8 protein-coding genes are annotated in these 20030 nt (G+C 60.0%); 5 read left to right on the forward strand and 3 right to left on the reverse strand.

The window, feature by feature from the left end; genetic code table 11:
* Nucleotides 1–6 precede the first annotated feature (6 nt).
* Together JWU58_RS15150 and JWU58_RS15155 are read right to left on the reverse strand one after the other, a co-directional pair.
* Nucleotides 7–7365, reverse strand: a complete 7359-nt coding sequence (locus JWU58_RS15150) for a dermonecrotic toxin domain-containing protein (protein WP_206420444.1) — start codon at nt 7363–7365, stop codon at nt 7–9.
* A gap of 133 nt (nt 7366–7498) precedes the next feature.
* The gene (locus JWU58_RS15155; RefSeq protein WP_206420445.1) at nt 7499–14656 is read right to left on the reverse strand and encodes an NEL-type E3 ubiquitin ligase domain-containing protein; all 7158 of its coding nucleotides are present in this window, start codon (nt 14654–14656) and stop codon (nt 7499–7501) included.
* A 152-nt stretch (nt 14657–14808) separates the two neighbouring features.
* Here JWU58_RS15155 and JWU58_RS15160 point away from each other — a divergent pair, with 152 nt between their 5' ends.
* The 3 genes from JWU58_RS15160 (at nt 14809) to JWU58_RS15170 (ending at nt 17634) form a co-directional block, all read left to right on the forward strand.
* Complete coding sequence (locus JWU58_RS15160) at nt 14809–15027, forward strand: DUF2970 domain-containing protein (protein WP_016774481.1); 219 nt, start codon at nt 14809–14811, stop codon at nt 15025–15027.
* A gap of 470 nt (nt 15028–15497) precedes the next feature.
* Complete coding sequence (locus JWU58_RS15165) at nt 15498–17156, forward strand: nitrite/sulfite reductase (RefSeq protein ID WP_024012729.1); 1659 nt, start codon at nt 15498–15500, stop codon at nt 17154–17156.
* The gene (locus tag JWU58_RS15170; protein WP_016774480.1) at nt 17140–17634 is read left to right on the forward strand and encodes a DUF934 domain-containing protein; all 495 of its coding nucleotides are present in this window, start codon (nt 17140–17142) and stop codon (nt 17632–17634) included. Before JWU58_RS15165 ends, JWU58_RS15170 begins: the two co-directional genes overlap by 17 nt.
* A 67-nt stretch (nt 17635–17701) precedes the next feature.
* Here JWU58_RS15170 and sohB read toward each other — a convergent pair whose 3' ends face one another.
* Nucleotides 17702–18733: a protease SohB gene (gene sohB / locus JWU58_RS15175; RefSeq protein ID WP_016774479.1), complete on the reverse strand. Its 1032-nt coding sequence runs from the start codon at nt 18731–18733 to the stop codon at nt 17702–17704.
* Between the two features lie 205 nt (nt 18734–18938).
* Between sohB and JWU58_RS15180 the strand changes: the two genes are divergently transcribed.
* Nucleotides 18939–19649, forward strand: coding sequence for a histidine phosphatase family protein (locus JWU58_RS15180; protein WP_125927469.1), 711 nt, complete (start codon nt 18939–18941; stop codon nt 19647–19649).
* Nucleotides 19650–19712: 63 nt separating this feature from the next.
* A complete protein-coding gene (locus JWU58_RS15185; protein ID WP_016774477.1) occupies nt 19713–20030 on the forward strand; it encodes an SCP2 sterol-binding domain-containing protein in 318 nt (105 codons plus the stop codon).

The following is a 20030-nucleotide window of genomic DNA, read 5'->3' on the forward strand; positions in this document are numbered from 1 at the left end:
GATCACTCAGTCGCGGCGCCACGAAGGCCCGGGTTTCGGTGAAGACGGGGCCGATGGCGACGCTTCCGCATCCTGCGACGCCAGGCTCTCCAGTTCTGTGCGAGTCAAATCCTTGAGTTTCTCGATGCGCGCGTCCGCCAGTTCGATTTCAAGCACCCTCATCGCATCCAGATAATCGCTGTTTTCTCTGTCCGGGTAGGCATCCTCGACCGCTTCGTGCCGCCTGGTAGCGTCGCGTTCAAGTGCCTCGAACGCCTCGGCGTGGCGATCCTGCAGATAGCGGATCCAGTAGTCCCGCGCAATCAGATCCTCCAGAAACATGGGTGATGCCTCGTCCGCGAGAACCGAGGCACGCGCATTGAGCAATCGTCGCCCGCGAATCGGTGAGGCGTACAACATGTGTTCGGGTTGCGCCGGCAACTCCAGGTCGTCCGGCCAGCCGCGTGTCATGGCGATGCGGTATTGCAGGCGGACTTCCGCGCGATCCTTGTTCCTGGCGGCGGCTTCGGCCAGTCGATCCACCCTTTCCAGGCGAAACAGCCGTCGAGTCAGATCAAGCAGCGCTCTGCCGCGTTGCAGCTGACGATGCCGCGGAATGTCGCGCAGAGCGTTGTATTCGTAGACGCGGGTCTCCAGTTCGCTGAACGACAGGATCCGGCCATCGGGGCACGTGCCGTGGGTTTCGGCGTTGAAAAACAACAGCTCGCGCAGTTCAGCGTTTTCCGTGGCAGCCTGGATCACTTGCCAGACCCGGTGGGTCAGATCGGCACCGGCAAACCTGAATTCCAGGGTGTCGGGCAAGGTCGAGAGCAAATGAAAGAACGCCTCATGGTTGGCCTGTCGAGCCAATTGCAGCCATAGCGCTTGCCGCGCTGCACGCGCATCTGCATGCGTATAGGTCATCCATATATCCATCGCCGGCGCCGCCACGTCCTGCGCCGGATTGGCAATCACCTCCGCGGCCTCCACACCGGCATGCATATCCACGGGCCTGCTACTGCTACCGCCACCGCCTCCGCCACGCGGATCATCACCATCGTCGCTATCGGAGTCGGGGTCCGAACCCCGATCCGAATCCGATTCGGATCCGCTATCGCTTTCCGAGTCGCTCATACGCTCGGCGATCAAGCGCTGCAAGGACTCCGGCGTGTAGCCCAGCACGTCACTGCCGCCATGCGCGACGCTGTAGTCCCTGATCTGCTCCAATGCGTTAAGCGACAGCGAGTTCTCCGACAGATCGGTGCCTGCCACGAGCGCCTCATGATTGCCGCCCAACAGCCGGTCCGGGAAAACCATGATGTTGTTGCCCGACAGGTCCAGCCTTTGCAGATGCGCCAGTTCAAGCACGCCTTCAGGCCAGAAATCCAGGCCGTTCTGGCCGAGGTTGAGGGTTTGCAGACTGCTGAAGGTTGCGGCGTTGAATTCTTCCAGCTGATTGTGACTGAGGTCGAGCCAGCGCAGCCGCGCCCCGCTCGCGTGCTGATACACCGATTGCGCCAAGGCCAGGCGATTGCCGCTCAATTCCAGCCGTTCGAGCCGGCTCAGACTGCCGACAGCTTCCGGCAGGCGTGCCAGGCCAGTGCCATTGAGCATCAGCGTGGTCAACTCAGGAAACGCCGGGCAGAAGAGGTTGAAACTCTCAACGGAAAACTTTGCCCCGGTCAGGTCCAGCGTCCGCACATGGGAAAACACGTTCGACAGCGCAGGCAAATCACCCAAGCCGCCCGCTGACAGGCTCAGCGTCCGTCCGGCGGATTCGGTATGGCCGGTGAGCCCGTCCCGCCAGCAAGCGCGGATCCTGGAGGCATCAAAGAATCTTGTTGACGACGCCCCTTCACCAGCCCCTTGCGCCGGGTTGAAGATCCAGCCGTTCAACTCACGCGTCAACGCCTCGTTACTTGCTCGCCACTGATTCAGTCTGCCGACGATTTGCTCAGGGGACAGGCCTTCAGTGCGTAAACGCTCAACGCTGGCCTGGGCCTTTTCAAGTGACAGTGACGGAAAGATTTCAAGCACTGCGCGATGCATGTCGGTGCCTTGCTGAATGACCGAGGCAGATGGCAGTGGCAAGAGATGAGCAGCGCGATTGAGTGCCGTGTCAGGCGTGGCACCGCTGGAACCGGCGGGTATCGATGGCGCTTGCGATTCAAACCGTTGCAGCGCCCCTTCGGGCAAACCCAAGGTCATTTCGATACGTCGCTGCGCCGCCTTTAGGCTCGCTTCGCCGCTGACACTGAAGCGGTTGTTCAGCAGCCGGGTCTTGAGCAGCACAGCGTTGTCGGCAAGCACGTGATCGGGGAGCGAACCGATGGTGTTATGCCGCAAATCCATTGCTTGCAAATGCGCCAGGTTCTCCGCCCCCTTCGGCCACACATTGAGCCCGTTTGAGCTGAGGTTCAGCGTCCTGAGCCCGGTCAGGCGAGAAACGTCCAGTGTGTCCAGCCGATTGAGGCGGGCATTGAGATGTTCGAGATTGCTCAGCGCGTCGAATTGACCTTGCACCTCAGGGGTCACGGCGATTCGGTTGAAAGACAGGTCCAGCTGTGCGAGCCGGGGCAAATCGGCTGGCCGCACCGGCACTTCGGTCAATCCGCAGGCGGTGACCTCCAGGCTTGTGGCGCCACTGAACGCCTGGAGAAAGCCGCGGATCTGTTCGACCGGCACAGTCAAGCGGTCCAGCCGAACTCGCTGTACATGAGCAAACGTACCGGCCGGCAATTGCGGCAGCTCACTCACCGACTCCGCGCCCAGCGCCCAGGCGGTGTCAACCAGTTCAAACATGCTGGCGTCGTCCAGATCGCTGGCGGATATCCAGTCCTCAGCATTGAAGGGACGAACGTCATCGTTCAAGCGATAACGCCGGCGTATGGCCGCGCGCCAGTTTTTTTCCAGTGCACGAACCACCCGGGCATTGGGCGGCGCTTGCCAGCGCGCTGCCGGCGACGCCGTACGCAACTCTGCGGATGCGCTGGCCTCGTAGAACTGGCGGAAAATTGCGCTGTGCTCCACGCGCAGAATCTCCACGGCTCCAAGCCGGGTCTCCGGTGTGTTCCACAGACTCATGATGCGCTGAGGTAACGGGTTGAGACGGCCGGCCTCACCCGTCAGAAACTGCAGTTCCCCGGCGCAGTAGCGGCGGACCATCAAGTCCAGATCAACCAGATGCCCCCATTCCCCCATGTAGTTTTTCACATAGTCGTAAGCCGGTTTGAACGCTCCGTGGGAGAACCTCGACCAGTCCAGGGACAAACCGGACCAGAGTCTCTCGTGCCCGACATAAAGGGTCTGTGGAAGGGATGCGATGGCGGTCTGCGTCAGATCCAGACGCTCCAGCTCAGGCAGTTGTTCCACATAAGCCGGCCACTGCGTCAGGCCCGGCGCTTCAATCTTGAGTTTCTTCAGTCGTTCAAGGGGAGCCAGGTCCAGCTCGGGCGGGCTGCCTGCGCCGCCGGGAAAATCGAGATGAAGCTCCTCAACCGCGGTCAGGCTACGCAATCTTGTCGACAGATCGGCAGCCATCACCCGCGCTGGCGTTCGGAACTTGAGCTTTTTCAACGCGGACATGCGTGTCACGCTCAGGGGCAAGGTCGTCAGTGACTGCTCGTGCTCCATGTAGGTGCCGAACAGACTGCCCCGCTCCCCCAGCGACAACTTTTCGATATTGGCAAATCGCGTCAGGAAGGCATCGGCGTTGGCGTCGGTCAAACCTCCGCCGCCAATCGACAGTTCACGCACGTGAGCAAAGTCGACGGTCATCTCTGGCAGAGGATCGTAGGTGAGAATCGACAGTTGATCGGCACCCGCGACCCCAGTGGACAAAGCGTTGCGCCAGCAGGTTTTCAGCGCTTGCGCGGTGCGGAACTTGTAATTTGTTCCGGAGCGTTCCCAGGGCGCCGCCGTCGCTGTCCCCGCCCATTCATCCAGCGTCGCATTGAGCTGTTCCCACTCACGCCGACGTGATTGCAACAGCTCGAAAATGGCCCGGTCGTTTTTTCCTGCCCGATACTGGTCAAGGAGAAAGCCACGAGCCTGTTCGTCGCTCAATTGCGGGTAGATATCCTGGATGTGAGCCAGCAGGTTCGGTGCCAATCCCGCGCCGCGTCCACTGGCGGGATAACCGATCAAGGTAGCGTTCACCCGCACCGGGGGCTTTATCCACTTGACCTGAGGTGCCAGCACCGCGGGTGCATCGGCCTGGTGCTGGTCGGCGTGATCGATGATCTTTGCTTGCAACTCTGCGGACTGCCCGACCTCAGGGACACCGAGGCTGCGGCGCGCATGATCAGGCAGGGTATGCATGATCGACGAGTAAAAATTGTCGCCGTTGCGAGGCAGGCTGTTGAGTGCCTCACCGCGCTCGTTGTATGCCTGAAACTGAACGCCTGTTTTGATCAGGTATTTTTTCTCGGCGGCGGTTTCACTGCCGATGCTGTCGAGCAGCATGCCGGCGTCGTGGCCTTCGCGTACTTCAATGCGAAGGCTGTCGGGCCAACCCGCCAATTGCTCCAGCGTGTGCAACACCAGGCGCCGGCTGTCCGCAGACGCGACGTTTTCGCTGCGCAGACCGGCATATGCCGCTACCTGTCGACTTTGCCGCGCGTACCAGCGGGCCTCCTCCAACAGGCGCAGCGGGACTCGTTGCCCTGAGCCGAGTCGCTGAAGATCATCGGGTCGACCATGTGCCAGCACCGTTTGCGCCGCCGGTTCACTGAGTCCCGGGCAGGCCTTTTGCAGGCGCGCAACCTGCGGATCGACGGGTTCGGTGCCCAAATGAATGCTGTCGTAAATCGCCGGCTGGCGGGTGTTGGCGTAGTCGGCGATCTGCTTGCCAAACTCTGCGGGTCGGCCATCGCGCACGCGTGCCCCCTGCTCGCCGAGGAGCCGAGTGATTTCTGACTCGTCCAGCCCTGCGAGAATACGTGCTGGCAGTTCACCGCTGAAGATATCGGCCCGCGATATCTGAATGGGTGGCTTGACGCCGACATCGCGAAACCGCCGCGCGGAGCCATACCTGACGAACTTGCCGGACAATTGCTCGCCGTCGAAGACTTCCAGCACCCGGTTCTCCGGCCAGCGCGGCATTTCGGTGATCAGCGGCAACGCGTAGAGGTACAGTTCATCGATCGGTTTTGTCCCGCGCAACTGCTCGACAACCAGTGCCGCGTTGCCGTCTGCTTGCATCATGCGCATGGCCTGGATCAGTTCCGGTGGCGGCAGCGAAGAATCAATGTGCATCTTGCGCAGCGCGGCTTCACTGACACCGCTGATATCGGCAGCCTTGATCAGCTGTGCATCGGAAAACGCTTCGGTTGCATGGCCGATGCGCCGCAACAGGGTCAGACGATCCCAATCCTGCGGACGTTCCAGGGTATGCCGCCAGGCACCGCTTCCATTGCTGTGGAGCACCGGCTGCCAGGCGTTGATGTCGGTCGGATGGCTGATCCGCCATTTGCCGATCGATTCATCGAAAAACTGCTCATAGACCTTGCCGCTCTGGCGAATATAGGTTTTACCCTCAAGCACGTGCTGGCCGGCACTGTTTGGCCCGGGACTGGCAGGCAGTGCAACAGTCGACTCGTAAGCGCTCAGGTCGGGTTTCCACAGCCGGGTTTCGCCGTTGGGCAACTTCACCGGATGCAGACTTTCAATGACCGGCACGGCTTTGGCGCTTGAGATTTTCCTTACTGCGGCGCCCACACCGGCCATCAGCGCAATCTGCGCAAGGTTTTCCGCCACATCGATCAAATGATCCTTGGCCGCACGCCGATCGCCCTCGGCCCATTCGATTGCGCCCTCAAGCGTTTCATAGAGCAGTTGCCCGGCCATCACCACCATCATCACTTCGCCCAACACAGGCACGAACATCGAGACCATGTTCAGACCGAGCATGCCGAGTTGCATCAGATGCGCCAGTTTGGCGTCCCTTGCTCGCGCGTCTACCTCGGCAGTCGGTACCGCATGGCTTCGGGCATCATCGATCAGCTTGGTGCGGTTCTGGCTATAGAGGTATTGCCACAGATCCTCGTTGGGAGCCCAAAGTCCCTGCCCCTTGCGTCCCAGGGTGGACGGTGCGATGTAAGGGTCCGCCACTGGCTCCCATTTGACTTGGCGCTCAGGCGGTACCTGCTGAATGCGGGTGAACGCCGAGCCGGCGGTGAAGCCTTGCAGCACCGACAGCCATGGCGAGCGCAGCAGATCCCAGCCATCGCCGGGTGAGTCAGCCGCCTTCTGCCTGAACTGGCTGAAATACTCGGGACGCTGGTCATAAGGCAGAAACTGGCTGAGAAAGCGCTGGTAGGCGGTGGGCTCCGCGCCCGTCTGTTGCGGAGCGTCGCGTGCAGTAAGCAAGCGTTTGAGTTCGTCGCGCATCTGCTGGAACGTGTAGCGCTTGAGCGGATGTTCAGGATCGTGCGGGATGTAAAGAATCAGTTCGTCGGTATAGCGGTATTTCTCGCAGATGACGAACGCGACGCAGCCGGTGAGTCTTTTTTTCATCAACCCCAGGTCCTTGAACCAGACCTGTTTTTTACCCATCCAGGGATGCATCTCGCCGTCAATCACCGAGACGATCATCGCGTGATCCGCCGCCTCGATATCCTTTTGCAACAGCGCCTGCTCGGCCGCAGCGCGCAGCGTCGCCTTCTGCGCGGCAATGAAGCGTTCGGCAAGCACTGCCTCTGCCACCGCTTCCTCAGGATGAAAGAATCCTTGCAGGTAAGTCTGGTATTGCTGGCCGACATCCAGATCGCGGCACAGGTGCAGAAACTGGCTGACCGAAATACCGATGCTCACATGGTCGAACGTCTGCGCCGTGGACCCTGCCACCACAAAACCTGAGCTCGAATGGTAGGTCCCTTCGCATTCGCCAGCTTCGAAGTTGTGCAGTGCGGCTTCCAGCAGCGTTAGCTTGAGCACCTCGAATGAGGCCAGTTCGATTTGCTGGATACCCATCTCCACCGGGCGGCGCAGACACAGCAGCGTTTTGTCGACATCGATATCCAGCGAATGTTTGTCTTTCAGCGCTTTGATGACTAATGGCCGGGCAAACGTCTCGACGTCCTGAAGTTTCGCCATGCGCTTGTCGAGACTGTTCTGGGCGATGACACTGGCCTTGAACGTGTCGTCCACGGTTTTGCGCTGGGCCGGCGTCGCATCCTGATACCAGGCTGGCAATGCTGTCGCAACCGCCTTGAAAGCTTCGCGCCGTTGCGGCGAAGCGTCGGTCAACCATTGCGGGATCGAAGCTTCGAGAAACTCGCCGTGCAGGCTTTGCGTTGCAACGAGCTTTACTGACCGACTGGCGTCTGCCGGCTGATCGGTCGACGCAGGCTGCGTCGACACGGGTTTTGAGGAAATAGCGATCATGGTCACTCCTTGTTGATGGAGCGCTCAGCAAACCATGTCGCGTTATCGCTTCTGCGTTATCCGGGTATTGCGCAACCAGCAGTGGTAAGCGGATGTGACTTGGCCTGCCTCGGACCGCCTCAGCAAGGTGCCCTCAGGAACCGGATGTTGGTGGCAGGCGGCCGGGTTGTTCAGATTCCGCGGCGAAGCTGTTCAGCTCGCTGATCACCCGGCGTGTCAGCTCGGCGCGTTTCTGTGTGCGCAGCACGTCCATGGCCTTGCCCAACCTGTTCAGCTCAAGGTCGTATTCCTCGGAACTCAGTTCATTGCGGGCGAGACGCTGATTGAGCTGGTCCCACAGTTGCTGGCGTCGCTCGTCAACCGCAACGTCCAGCGCGGCCATCTCTTGTGGGTGAAGATCTTGCAGGTAAGAGATCCAGTAGTCGCGCTCTGCCATGCTTACGGACAGCGCATCGGTGCCCTCTGCCTCAAGAATCGAGGCGCGGGTGTACTCCAGCAGTTCCTCACTCAGCGGAACGTCATAAATCATCGACGCGGGCTGGCCCGGTAAATCGACACCGTCGCCCCAGCCGCCCGTCAAACCGATACGATATTTAAGGCGCACTTCAGCACGATCCATACCCAGACCGGCAGCTTCAGCCAGCGTCTCGACGCGATCCAGGCGAAACAGTTGCCGCGACAGACGCAGCAGCGCCCGACCTCTGGACGCCATTCGATTCAACGGTATGTCACGCAACTGGTGATAGACCGCGACCCGCACTTCCAAATCACTGAATGTCAGAATCCGCCCGTCCGGACAGGTGCCGTGGGTCTCGGCGCCCTGAAACAACAGTTGCCGCAGTTCGGTATTTTCCTCAGCGGCCTCCATGACACGCCAGACTCTTTGCGTCAGATCGCCTCGCAACAGCCTGTAGTCCTGCGTATCGAGCAACAAGCGCAGCAACTGGAAAAACCGCTCGTGATTCGGCTCTTGCGCCAATTGCGCCCAGAGCTCGGTTCTGCGCGCAACCCACTGCGGATCGCTGTCCACAAGCCACGGATCGCGTGAGCGTGGCGCGACATCGTTGGCTGGGTCAAAAACTTTCTCGGCAGGAAATACCTGCGCATGAGGATCGTCGACAACGCCGCCAGCGTTATCGGTTGGAGCACCGTCTTCAGGAATCCCGAACAGATCACCGAACACCTGACGGTTGATCATCGTCTCAACCTGCGCGCGCGTCATACCCAGCGCATGCGGTATGGCGCGCTCGCGGCTGTAACGCCTGAGGTCTTGCAATGCAGAAAGCGACAAACTGCGATTTTCTGACAGATCCGTGCCTGCGATCAGACCCGAATGATCGCCATCGAAAAGCGCCGCGGGGATTTCCGCGATTGCGTTACCGCTGAGGTTCAGGGCCTGCAACCCGGGCGCCCGCAACACTCCGTCAGGCCATTCGCTCAGTTGGTTGTAGCGCAGATCCAGAGACTCGATCACGCCATAATCGGGCGGATTGAAAACACGAAGTTCGTTGTAACTCAAATCCAGCGTGCGCAGCCGCGAGTTGCCCAGCAAAGGGTAAACACTCGTCGCACTGCGCAAGCTGCAATACTGCATGTCCAGGCGCGTGAGATGACGCATGTGCAGCACCGGCGCGGGCACCGAGCCCAGTTCGTTACCACTCAGATACAAGGTCTCGAGGTCGGGAAAACCGTCGAGAAAACCCGCGCTCCCCCGCGCCGTGATCCCTGCACCGCTCAGATCGAGCGTCGTCACGCCCGGAAACTGCACCACAAGCGCCGGCAGTTCTCCGGTCTGCAATCCTGCCAATTCGAGCTCCAGACCGTCTCCGCCGGGGTGTCGGGTCAGGGTGTCGCGCCACGTCTCGCTGATTCGCCGGGCCACCAGCGAACGCACTTGCGCACTGACCAGGACAGTGTTCGTTCGTACTTCCCTGGTATAGAGCCAATCGTTCAACTGACGGGTCAGCGCCTCGCAACTCAAATGCCATTGGCTGATCTGCGCATCGATCTGAGCGTCATTCAAGGCCCGTGTTCGCAGCACCAGCAGACTGCGTTGCGCCCGTTCGCGATTGAGGATCACCGCCAACCGCTGCAAATGCCCCGAAGCGCCTGAACTGACAGGCGCCGGCTGCGGGAGTGGCAGGAGCAGATCACTGAACGAACCGCCGGTTTCCAACGGCGGAAAATGCTCAGGCACCGGCTCTGCGGCGAAGCGAGACAACGTGCCCTGGCCCAACCCCCGCTGCTGCTCGATGCGCTGCAGCGCCGCGTGAAAGGCTGCTTCACCGTCGGCACTGAAGGCGTTGCCCGACAGATTCGTCCTCATCAATGCGTCAGGATGCGCCACCGCTTGCGGCGACAGGGACGCGATCCGGTTGTCTCGTAAATCGAGCCATGACAGCCGTGGCAGAGTTTCCGCCCCGGTGGGCCAGGCCAGCAAATCCGTCGATCTCAGATTCAAGGCCTCGAGCCCGCTCAAAGCCGTGGCATCGAGTCGCCCCAGCGGGTTATGACTCAGGTTCAGTCGTACCAGTTGTGGCAGCGCATTGAGTTGGCGCTGGACCATTGCAGTCACCGTGATTCTGTTACCGGACACGTCGAGCCGACGCAGCGCGGGCAACGCCTGCGCTGCAAAAGGTAGCTCGGTGAACGTACATCCCCCCAGTTCAAGCGTTTCGATATGACTGAAGGCGCGAATAAAATCCCGCGCCTGGCCGGAGGGCACGTTCAGCCCTCCCAGACGCAGCGTGCGCACATGGGCGAAACTGCCGGCCGGCAACGAAGGAAGCTCGACACGGGTGGTGGCGCCGGGCAGCTCGACGAAGCTAAAGCGCTCAACGTCGGCTGCCAGGCCATAGCGCTGACGAATCGCACCGTACCAGCTGCTTTTCAGCGTATGTAACAGGTCCGCGCTGCCCCCTGTCGACCAGCGCCGCGCGGGCGCTGCATAGCGTGATCCCTGGCGCGGGGATGGCGGATAAAACGCGGCGAAGATGGCCTCATGTTCGGCCCGAAGTTGCTCGATCGCCGCTACCCTCGCCGACGGTGTTGACCAGGCCGCATTGAATGCCTGCGGCAAAGGGTCGGCGCTATCCGGCGCGACGGCCATGCTATCGAGTTCGGCGCGGCAATATTCACCGACCATCTGATGCACATCGAGCAGGCGGCCGCGCGGGCCGGAGTGGCGGTTGACAAACTCATAGGCGCGACGGAACGTCGCTGGGGTGACACGTGACCAATCCAGCGATAGACCGGCCCAGAGTCTGTCATGGCCGCTGTAGAGCGAGTCGGGCAAGGTTTCAATCAAGGTGTGCGTGAGGTCGAGGCGTCTGAGCTGCTCAAGTCGTTCAACGTATGCTGGCCACCGCCATAACGCGTGGGGCGCATCGATGCGTAATCTGCGCAGTCGTGTCAGCGATTGCAGGTCAAGACCATGCAAGGTGGTCGAATCGAATCCGTGATAGTCGATGCGCAGTTCCTCCAGCGAAGTCAGTCCACCAAGCCTTCGCGCAAAGCTTTCCGCGAGCAATGGCGCATCGGTAGAGAAACGCAGACGTCTCAGCCCGGGCAGCCGCTCAACGGCCTCTGGCAATGTGGTAAGCGGTCGGGTGACAGGTGTCTGGCCATAGCGCCTCAATTCACCGAGCCATAAATCGGTGACATTCGGGAACGCCGCCAGAAACCCGTCCGCATTGGCGTCGGTTATGCCGATGCCGGTGATGGCCAGTTCACGCACGTGGGGAAAGCCTGTACTCAGCTCGGGCAATGGCGTGTCGCAATGGATTGTCAGGCGGGCCGCCTCCGCCGCCTGCCCGTCCAGCGGACCATTACGCCATGTCTCTCGCAGTGTCTGTGCCAGTTGCGCCCTGTGCGTTGCAGTGCGGCTATCACTCGGCGCTGCCTGCCATCGCTCAAGTGCAACGTTCAACGCGTCCCAATCCTGGCGGCGAGATTCCAGTTCGAGCTGAATCTGCGTTTCACTCTGGCCGTGTTGCCGGGCGAGAAATGCCCGTGCCTGGCGCGACTCGGGGTATAGATGCGCAATGCGTGATTCGAGGGACGGATTGAGGCCTGTACCACGGCCACTGGCGTAATAACCCAGCAGTCGCGCGCCCACGCGTACCGGCGGTTTGAACCACTTTGCAGCTGGCGACAGCAATCGCGCAGCTTCGGCTCGATGACGGTGGGCCGATTCGATGATTTTCTGTTGCAGCTCACCATGGGCGTTGCCGACAGACAATCCGATTGATGAACGCGTGTCCTCAGGCAACGCGTGCATGAGCGAACTGTAAAAGCTGTCCTGGACCCTCGAGACTCTGTTCAATGCCTGGGCGTGGTCATTGAACGCTTGATAGAAAGGTCCGTTTTTCACCAGATAGCGTCTAACCGGCGCCATCGGCTCGCCGATGCTGTCGAGCAAGGTGCCAGTCACGCTCCCCTCGCGAATTTCCAGACGTAGCGAGTGCGGCCAGCCAGACAATTGTTCCAGCGCGTGCAAAGCCAGTCGCCGACTGTCCGCCGACGCCAGGTTTTCGCTGTGCAAACCGGCAAATGCGCGGGCTTGACGGCCATGGCGGACATGCCAGCGAGCCTCTTCCAGCATTCTCAAAGGGGAACGCCCGGTCGCATCCATTCGGGCCAGCTCGTGCGTCGAAGCATGCTCGATCACATCCTGGGCCGCCACGTCGCTGAGACCGGGACATTCACGCTGCAACAGGCGCACGGGCGCACTCGACGATTCGGTACCGCGATAAAGACTGTCAAAAATCGCCGGTTGACGCGTATAGGCGTACTCGGCGAGTTGTTTGCCGAACTCATCGGGCCGTGCCGGGCGAAATTGGGCAGCCGTGCGTCCCAGCAGATGGTTGATTTCCTGCTCTTCCAACGCAGCCAGAATCCGCGCCGGCATTTCCCCGTTCAACACTTGCGTACGTGTCAGGCGGATAGCGGGCTTGTGGCCCAAACCGGGCAGCGTATTCTGCGCACCATAGCGGATGGACGGCCCTGCTCCGTGCGGATCAGCTGTCATCTCCAGAACCCGATCGGCAGGCCAACGGGGCATCTCGGTGACCAGCGGGACTGCATACAGGTAGTGCTCGTCGATGGGCCTGGCTCCGCGCAATTGCTCGACCATTTGCCTCGCCTGTGCATCGGCATCGAACAGGCGCATGGCGTCTCGCAGTTCAGGGGGCGGGGGCAACTGATTCAGATGCATCTTGCGCAGGGCGCCATCGCTGATACCGCTGATATCGGCCAGCGCCAGCAAGGTGTCATCGGAGTAACCATCGGTGAGGTGCCCGATGCGTCGCAGCAGGGTCAAGCGATCCCACGCCATGGGCTGTTCCAGGCTCAGGCGCCAGGCACCGTGGCCGTTATGGCTGAGCAACGGTTGGTAAGCCAGAGAGTCGGTGGGATGTTTCAACCGCCAGTGCCCGCTGGAGCGGTCAAACGTCTGCTCATAGAGCCTGCCGCCCTGGCGCATCCAGGTTGTGCCGGCGACGCGGTACTGCCCCGCCGCGTCGGGCCGCGACAACTTGCCGGGGCTGAGCGCTTGTTCATAGCCGCGCAAGGTCGGCCGCCACAGGCGCCTCTTGCCATCAGGCAGCGTCACCGGGTGCAGATCTTCGATCACCGGCTCCGGTTTAACGGCTGTCACCCGATTGAATGTTGCTCCTGCGGCGGCCATCGCGCCGATCTGCGCAAGGTTTTCAGCAACGTCGACAAGATGCGCCCTGGCGGCGTGTTTGTCCCCCTCGCTCCACTCGATCACGCCTTCGACAGTTTCGTAGAGCAACTGGGCCGTCATGACAACCAGCATGATTTCGCCCAGTACCGGAACGAACATGGACGCCATGTTCAGCGCCAGCAGACCAAATTGCAGCAGCCCGGACAGCTTGGCATCGCGCGCCTTGGCGTCGACGTCGGCGGTAGGTACCGCGTGACCACTAGCGTCGTTGATGACCTTGTCACGATGTTTTTCGTACAAGTACGCCCAGAGGTCGCTATTCCTCGCCCACGGATATACCTGAAGGTGTGGCATCAACGAAACTGCCACGTAAGGATCGGTATCCGGGATCATTTTTTGATATTTCGGTGATGTCTTCCAGATCTCTACAAAAATCAACGTTGTCTGCAGAATTTTGCGCCACGGTGACGACAGCCAATCCGATGCGCCGTCTGCAGACTTTACGAATTGGCTGAAGTAATACGCACGCTTCTCATATGGGAAGAACTGACTGAAGAATCGTTGATAGGACGTAGGGGCCGTGCTGTCCGCCTGTTGCGCATCGCGAGCACTCAGCAGGCGCTTGAAGGTGTCCTGCATTTGCGTGCCGGTATAGCGCTTTAGCGGGTGTTCCGGATCGTTGGGGACGTACAGAATTACCGCGTCCACCGGGCCATACTTTTGCGCGATCTTGAACACTACACATCCGACCAGCCGGTGCCGCATCAAGCCCAGGTCTTGAAACCACACCTGCTTGTCGCCGATTCGCGGGTGCCTTTCGCCGTTGATCACCGCGAGGATCATCGCGTGATCTTCAGGTTGAATATCCTTGGTCAACAGTGCGCGTTCGGCTGCCGCGCGCATGGCCGTTTTCTGACTGGCGATGAAGTGCCGGCGCAACTTGGCTTCCGCGGCCGGATCGACCGGATGGAAAAACCATGTCAGATAAGCCTGGTACCGGGCACCGATATCCAGTTCGCGGCACAGGTTCAGGTAGTTCCTGACCGACACATTCACCGGAACAGCCTTGAGGGCACCTTTTACGGCGGTTGCGGTTGCGAAGCCAGAGCTGCTGTGAAAGGCGCCGTAAGCACACTCATCACTTTCGAAGTTGTGCAAAGCGGCCTGGAGCATCGGCAGCGTCAATGCCTCGAATGAACCGATTTCCTCGCCGAGAATGCCAGCGCGTATTGGCCGCCTGAGGCACAACAGCGTGTTATCCAGATCCACGGCGACCTGATAGCGGTGTTCCAGCGCCTGCGCCAGGAGCGGCCGGGCGAAGGTTTCGATGTCTTTGAAGGTGGACATGGAGCGGTCCAGCCTCGTCTGAGCAATAAAACTCATCCTGTAGCTGGTATTGACCACCTGACGCTGGGCCGGCGTCGCCTGCGTGTACCAGCGTGGGAACACTGTCTGCGCCTGCTTGAGCTCGGTTTTCCTGTGCACCGGCGCCTGAATCAGCCAATGCGGCATCACGGACTCGAGCCAGGGTGCGTGAAGGCTCTCGGACGCCGCAGGTTTGAGGGGGCGCTCGGTTACGGTCGAAACGTGTGAATCGGTGGACATACATCGCTCCTGTAAATGGAGCGACAGCACATCACTGACGCCGCGCTGTCCGGCGGTACATGGCTATATCCCGTGCGCAAAAGTTGTAACGCGGCATCCGTGACCACAGCGATTGACTATGCTTCGGGGGACGATTTTTCGCAGAGGGATTTATGGACGATCCAGTCGACAACAAACCGCCGAGTTTCTGGCAGATGCTGCACAGCGTCATGGCAGCGGCGTTCGGCGTGCAAAGCGGCAAGAACCGGGAAAGGGACTTTACCCACGGCAAACCCAGCCACTTCGTGATTCTCGGCGTTTTGTTTACAGCCGTGTTTGGCCTGACGCTGTTTGCCATCGTCAAACTGGTGTTGTATCTGGCCGGGGTGTGATGGCGCCAGGCCGGGCACCGACTCGAGCTATCCGGGCCCTGGAAGAAAGGCCCGGAACGCTGATTTACTGATGGCTGACCCAGAAGACCGCTGTTCCTACAACGAGAATGATCAGGAACAAAATGGCCCACGCATCGACGCTACTGTCGCTTTTCCTGGCTTTGGTCGGGTTGCTCATTGCATCGCCTCTTGTCGGTTTTATCGGTGATTGCACAAAGACTCGATCACAGTTAAGACGATGATTGTCCGCACGACAAATGTGGATTAGATGACCGGCATTCGCGTTAGGCGATTTGGTTCTTTACATATACTCAAACATCACTTTTGCGCATAACTGCAAACGGGTATATTGCCCCGGCTCCGTGACGGAGTGCGCGGCCGTGCGCGCAGAATTGCAGAGGCAACATCGGACTCCAGCAAGCGAAAACGCAGCGTTTTCCGAGTAGCCCAAGCCTGAGAACAGGACTTATATGTACGTATACGACGAGTACGATCAGCGGATCATCGAGGACCGCGTCAAGCAGTTCCGTGATCAGACCCGACGCTATCTGGCAGGTGAGCTGAGCGAAGAAGAATTCCGCCCCCTGCGCCTGCAAAATGGCCTGTACATCCAGCGTTTCGCGCCGATGTTGCGCGTGGCGGTGCCTTACGGCCAGCTCACTTCGCGCCAGGTGCGCATGATGGCCAAAATCGCCCGCGACTACGACAAGGGCTATGCCCACATCAGTACGCGGCAGAACGTGCAGTTCAACTGGCCTGCGGTGGAAGACATCCCGGACATCCTCGCTGAACTCGCGACCGTGCAGATGCACGCGATCCAGACCAGCGGCAACTGCCTGCGCAACGTCACCACCGACCAGTTCGCCGGTGTCGCTGCCGACGAAGTGATCGACCCGCGTCCATGGTGCGAGATCGTCCGCCAGTGGACCACGTTCCACCCGGAATTCGCCTACCTGCCGCGCAAATTCAAGATCGCCGTCAACGGCTCGACCAGCGACCGTGCTGCCATTGAAGTCCACGACATCGGCCTGGAACCTGTCTACAACGCTGCTGGCGAGCTGGGTTTCCGCGTGCTGGTTGGCGGCGGCCTCGGGCGTACGCCGGTGGTGGGCGCATTCATCAATGAATTCCTGCCTTGGCAAGACCTGCTGAGCTATCTCGACGCCATCCTGCGTGTGTACAACCGCTACGGCCGTCGCGACAACAAATACAAGGCGCGGATCAAGATCCTCGTCAAGGCGCTCACGCCTGAAGTGTTCGCGCAGAAAGTCGATGCGGAAATGGAGCACCTGCGCGGTGGCCAGACCACGCTGACCGAAGCCGAGCTGCATCGCGTCGCCAAGCATTTCGTCGACCCGGACTACAAAACCCTCGACAACCAGACTGCGCAACTGGCCGATCTGGACCAAGAGCATCCGGGTTTCGCCCGCTGGCGCAGCCGCAACACCCTGGCGCACAAGAAACCCGGCTATGTGGCTGTGACGCTGTCGTTGAAGCCGACCGGCGTTGCCCCTGGCGACATCACCGACAAGCAACTCGACGCCGTCGCCGATCTGGCCGAGCGCTACAGTTTCGGGCAACTGCGCACTTCCCACGAGCAGAACATCATTCTTGCCGACGTCGAGCAGAGCCAGTTGTTCACCCTGTGGGGCGAGTTGCGTGAAGGCGGTTTTGCCACGCCGAACATCGGCCTGCTGACCGACATCATCTGCTGCCCAGGCGGTGACTTCTGCTCGCTGGCCAACGCCAAGTCGATCCCGATTGCCGAATCGATCCAGCGTCGCTTCGATGATCTGGACTACCTGTTCGACATCGGCGAGCTGGACCTGAACATCTCCGGTTGCATGAACGCCTGCGGTCATCACCACGTCGGCCACATCGGTATTCTCGGCGTGGACAAGAAAGGCGAAGAGTTCTATCAGGTCTCCCTCGGCGGCAGCGCCAGCCGTGATGCGAGCCTGGGCAAGATCCTCGGCCCGTCCTTCGCACAGGAAGCCATGCCTGACGTGATCTCGAAGCTGATCGACGTGTACGTTGAACAACGCACCGAAGACGAGCGCTTCATCGACACTTATCAGCGTATTGGCATCGACCTCTTCAAGGAACGCGTCTATGCAGCGAATCATTAAGAACAACGAAGTCGTCGACGAAACCTGGCACCTGTTGCCAAAGGATTTCAACATCGATGAAATCAGCAACTGCGACGATCTGATCGTGCCGCTGCAGCTGTGGCGCGAACACAGCCGCATGCTCCTGGCCCGCGACGGTGGCCTGGGTGTGTGGCTGGATGCTGATGAAGAGGCCGAGGAAATCGGTGAGGACGTCGCCAAGTTTCAGGTGATCGCCTTGAACTTCCCGGCGTTTACCGACGGCCGTAACTACTCCAATGCCCGTCTGCTGCGTGACCGTTATGGTTTCAAAGGCGAGCTGCGTGCGATTGGCGATGTACTACGGGACCAATTGTTCTACATGCATCGCTGCGGTTTCGACGCCTTTGCCATTCGCGCGGATAAAGACCCGTACGAAGCACTGGAAGGCCTCAAGGACTTCTCGGTGACTTACCAGGCTGCCGCTGACGAACCACTGCCGCTGTTCCGTCGCCGCTAAGCGTCGGACGTTTGTCGCAGACACAAAAACGCCGGTCATGTGACCGGCGTTTTTTTATGCCTGCGGTTTACCAGAAGCGTTGCTGGGTAAGACGGCTCCACCAGCTCAACAGCACGCGGTCCACCGAGCCACTGGCAGCCATGCCGATGCGTTCCTGCAGGCTTTTGCGCTCGGCATAGTGCAGGTGATACACCTCGGCCTGTTTGGCCTTCTGTGCCAGGTATTCATCGCTGGTCTTCAGTTCGTCCACCAGTTGGTTTTCCAGCGCAGCGATACCGAGCCACACCTCACCGGTAGCCACCTCATCGATCGCCAGTTGCGGGCGATAACGGGCGACGAAGTTTTTGAACAAGCGATGGGTAATGTCGAGGTCTTCCTGAAACTTCTCGCGACCCTTTTCGGTGTTTTCACCAAACACGGTCAGGGTGCGCTTGTACTCACCGGCGGTGAGCACTTCGAAATCGATATCGTGCTTCTTCAAAAGGCGATTGACGTTGGGCAATTGCGCGACCACGCCGATCGAACCGAGGATGGCGAACGGAGCGCTGATGATCTTGTCGCCGATGCACGCCATCATGTAACCGCCGCTGGCCGCGACCTTGTCGATGCACACGGTCAGTGGCACGCCCGCATCACGGATTCGAGCCAGCTGCGACGACGCCAGACCGTAGCTGTGCACCATTCCGCCGCCACTTTCCAGACGCAGAACCACTTCGTCTTTCGGCGTGGCCAGGGTCAGCAGCGCGGTGATCTCGTGGCGCAGGCTTTCCGTGGCGGAAGCCTTGATATCGCCGTCGAAGTCGAGCACGAACACCCGGGATTTGGTCTCAGGCTTGTTCTTCTGTTTCTTCGCGCTTTTTTCTGTTTTCGCTTCGCCCTTGCGCAATGCCTTGAGCTGATCCTTGTCGAGCAGGGTCTGCTCCAGGCGTTCACGCAGGCCCTTGTAGAAATCGTTGAGCTTGCTGACCTGCAACTGGCCCGCCGATTTGCGTCGGCCCTTGCTGCGCAATGCAGCAAAACTGGCAAGTACCACCAGAATGGCGATCACCAGCGTGACGGTCTTGGCCAGGAAGCTGGCGTATTCGGTGAAAAAATCCACAGAGACTCCTCAAAGCAATGCGTGACGGTGTATTACACGCGGAATGGCTCCAGCATACCCATGCGCTGGCTCATCGGCCAGCCGTGAAACCCTCTGGCAACACGCCTGTAACGGGCATTTCAAACAAGCGTATGTTTTTTCATTGACAGCCTTACGCCATCCTCATAACCTCGCCTGACCTTCAACGTACCGGGACGACGCGGACGTGGGCAGCATCTACTTGATACGACATGGCCAGGCCTCCTTTGGTGCAGACGATTACGACGTGCTGTCGCCGACCGGTGTGCGTCAGGCAGAAATCCTCGGCCAGCACCTCGCCCACCTCGGTATCAGCTTCGATCGTTGCCTCGCCGGTGACCTGCGTCGTCAACAGCACACCGCCACCAGTGCACTGGAGCAATTCAGCGCCAGAGGCCTGCCGGTTCCAGTCCTCGAAACCGATTCCGCCTTCAACGAATTCGATGCCGATGCGGTGATCCGCGCTCTACTCCCGGCCATGCTGCCGGAAGAGCCGGAAGCCCTCGACATCCTGCGCAACGCCGCGCAGAACCGCGGTGAATTCCAGCGCATCTTCGCCCTGGTCGTCGAGCGCTGGCTTGCCGGCACCTACGACACACCCGGACTGGAAAGCTGGCTGGGTTTCGTCGAACGGGTTCAGGCCGGGCTGCACCGCATCCTCGACCTGGCGGAAAAGAACCAGAAAATCGCCGTGTTTACCTCCGGCGGCACCATCACTGCCCTGCTCCACCTGATTACGCAAATGCCTGCCAGACAGGCCTTTGAATTGAACTGGCAAATCGTCAACACCTCGCTCAACCAATTGAAGTTTCGTGGTCGCGAGGTGGCTCTGGCTTCCTTCAACAGTCACGCACACCTGCAACTGCTGAAGGCCCCGGAACTCATCACTTTTCGCTGAGTCCGGCTTACTGTGACCCTGGCTGTAACCACCCAGCTCCCATGACCAAGAAAGGATCGAACCATGACCTCCGTAGCTGATGCCGTAAAAGCAATGCAAGCCAAGTTCAACCCAGCCGCCGCTGCCGGTCTGGACCTGGTCTTCGGTTTCAACATCACCGACGAAGACAAGCAATACGCGCTGATCGTCAAAGACGGCACCTGCGACATCCAGGAAGGTGAAAACCCGGACGCCAACTGCACGCTGGTGCTGGACAGCCAGACCCTGAAAGACATCGTCAGCGGCGAAACCGACGGCATGCAGGCCTTCATGGGCGGCAAGCTGCGCGTTGAAGGCGACATGATGCTGTCGATGAAACTGTCCGAGCTGTTCCCTTCGTAA

This window comes from Pseudomonas atacamensis (genome assembly GCF_017167965.1).
Lineage (GTDB): Bacteria > Pseudomonadota > Gammaproteobacteria > Pseudomonadales > Pseudomonadaceae > Aquipseudomonas > Aquipseudomonas atacamensis.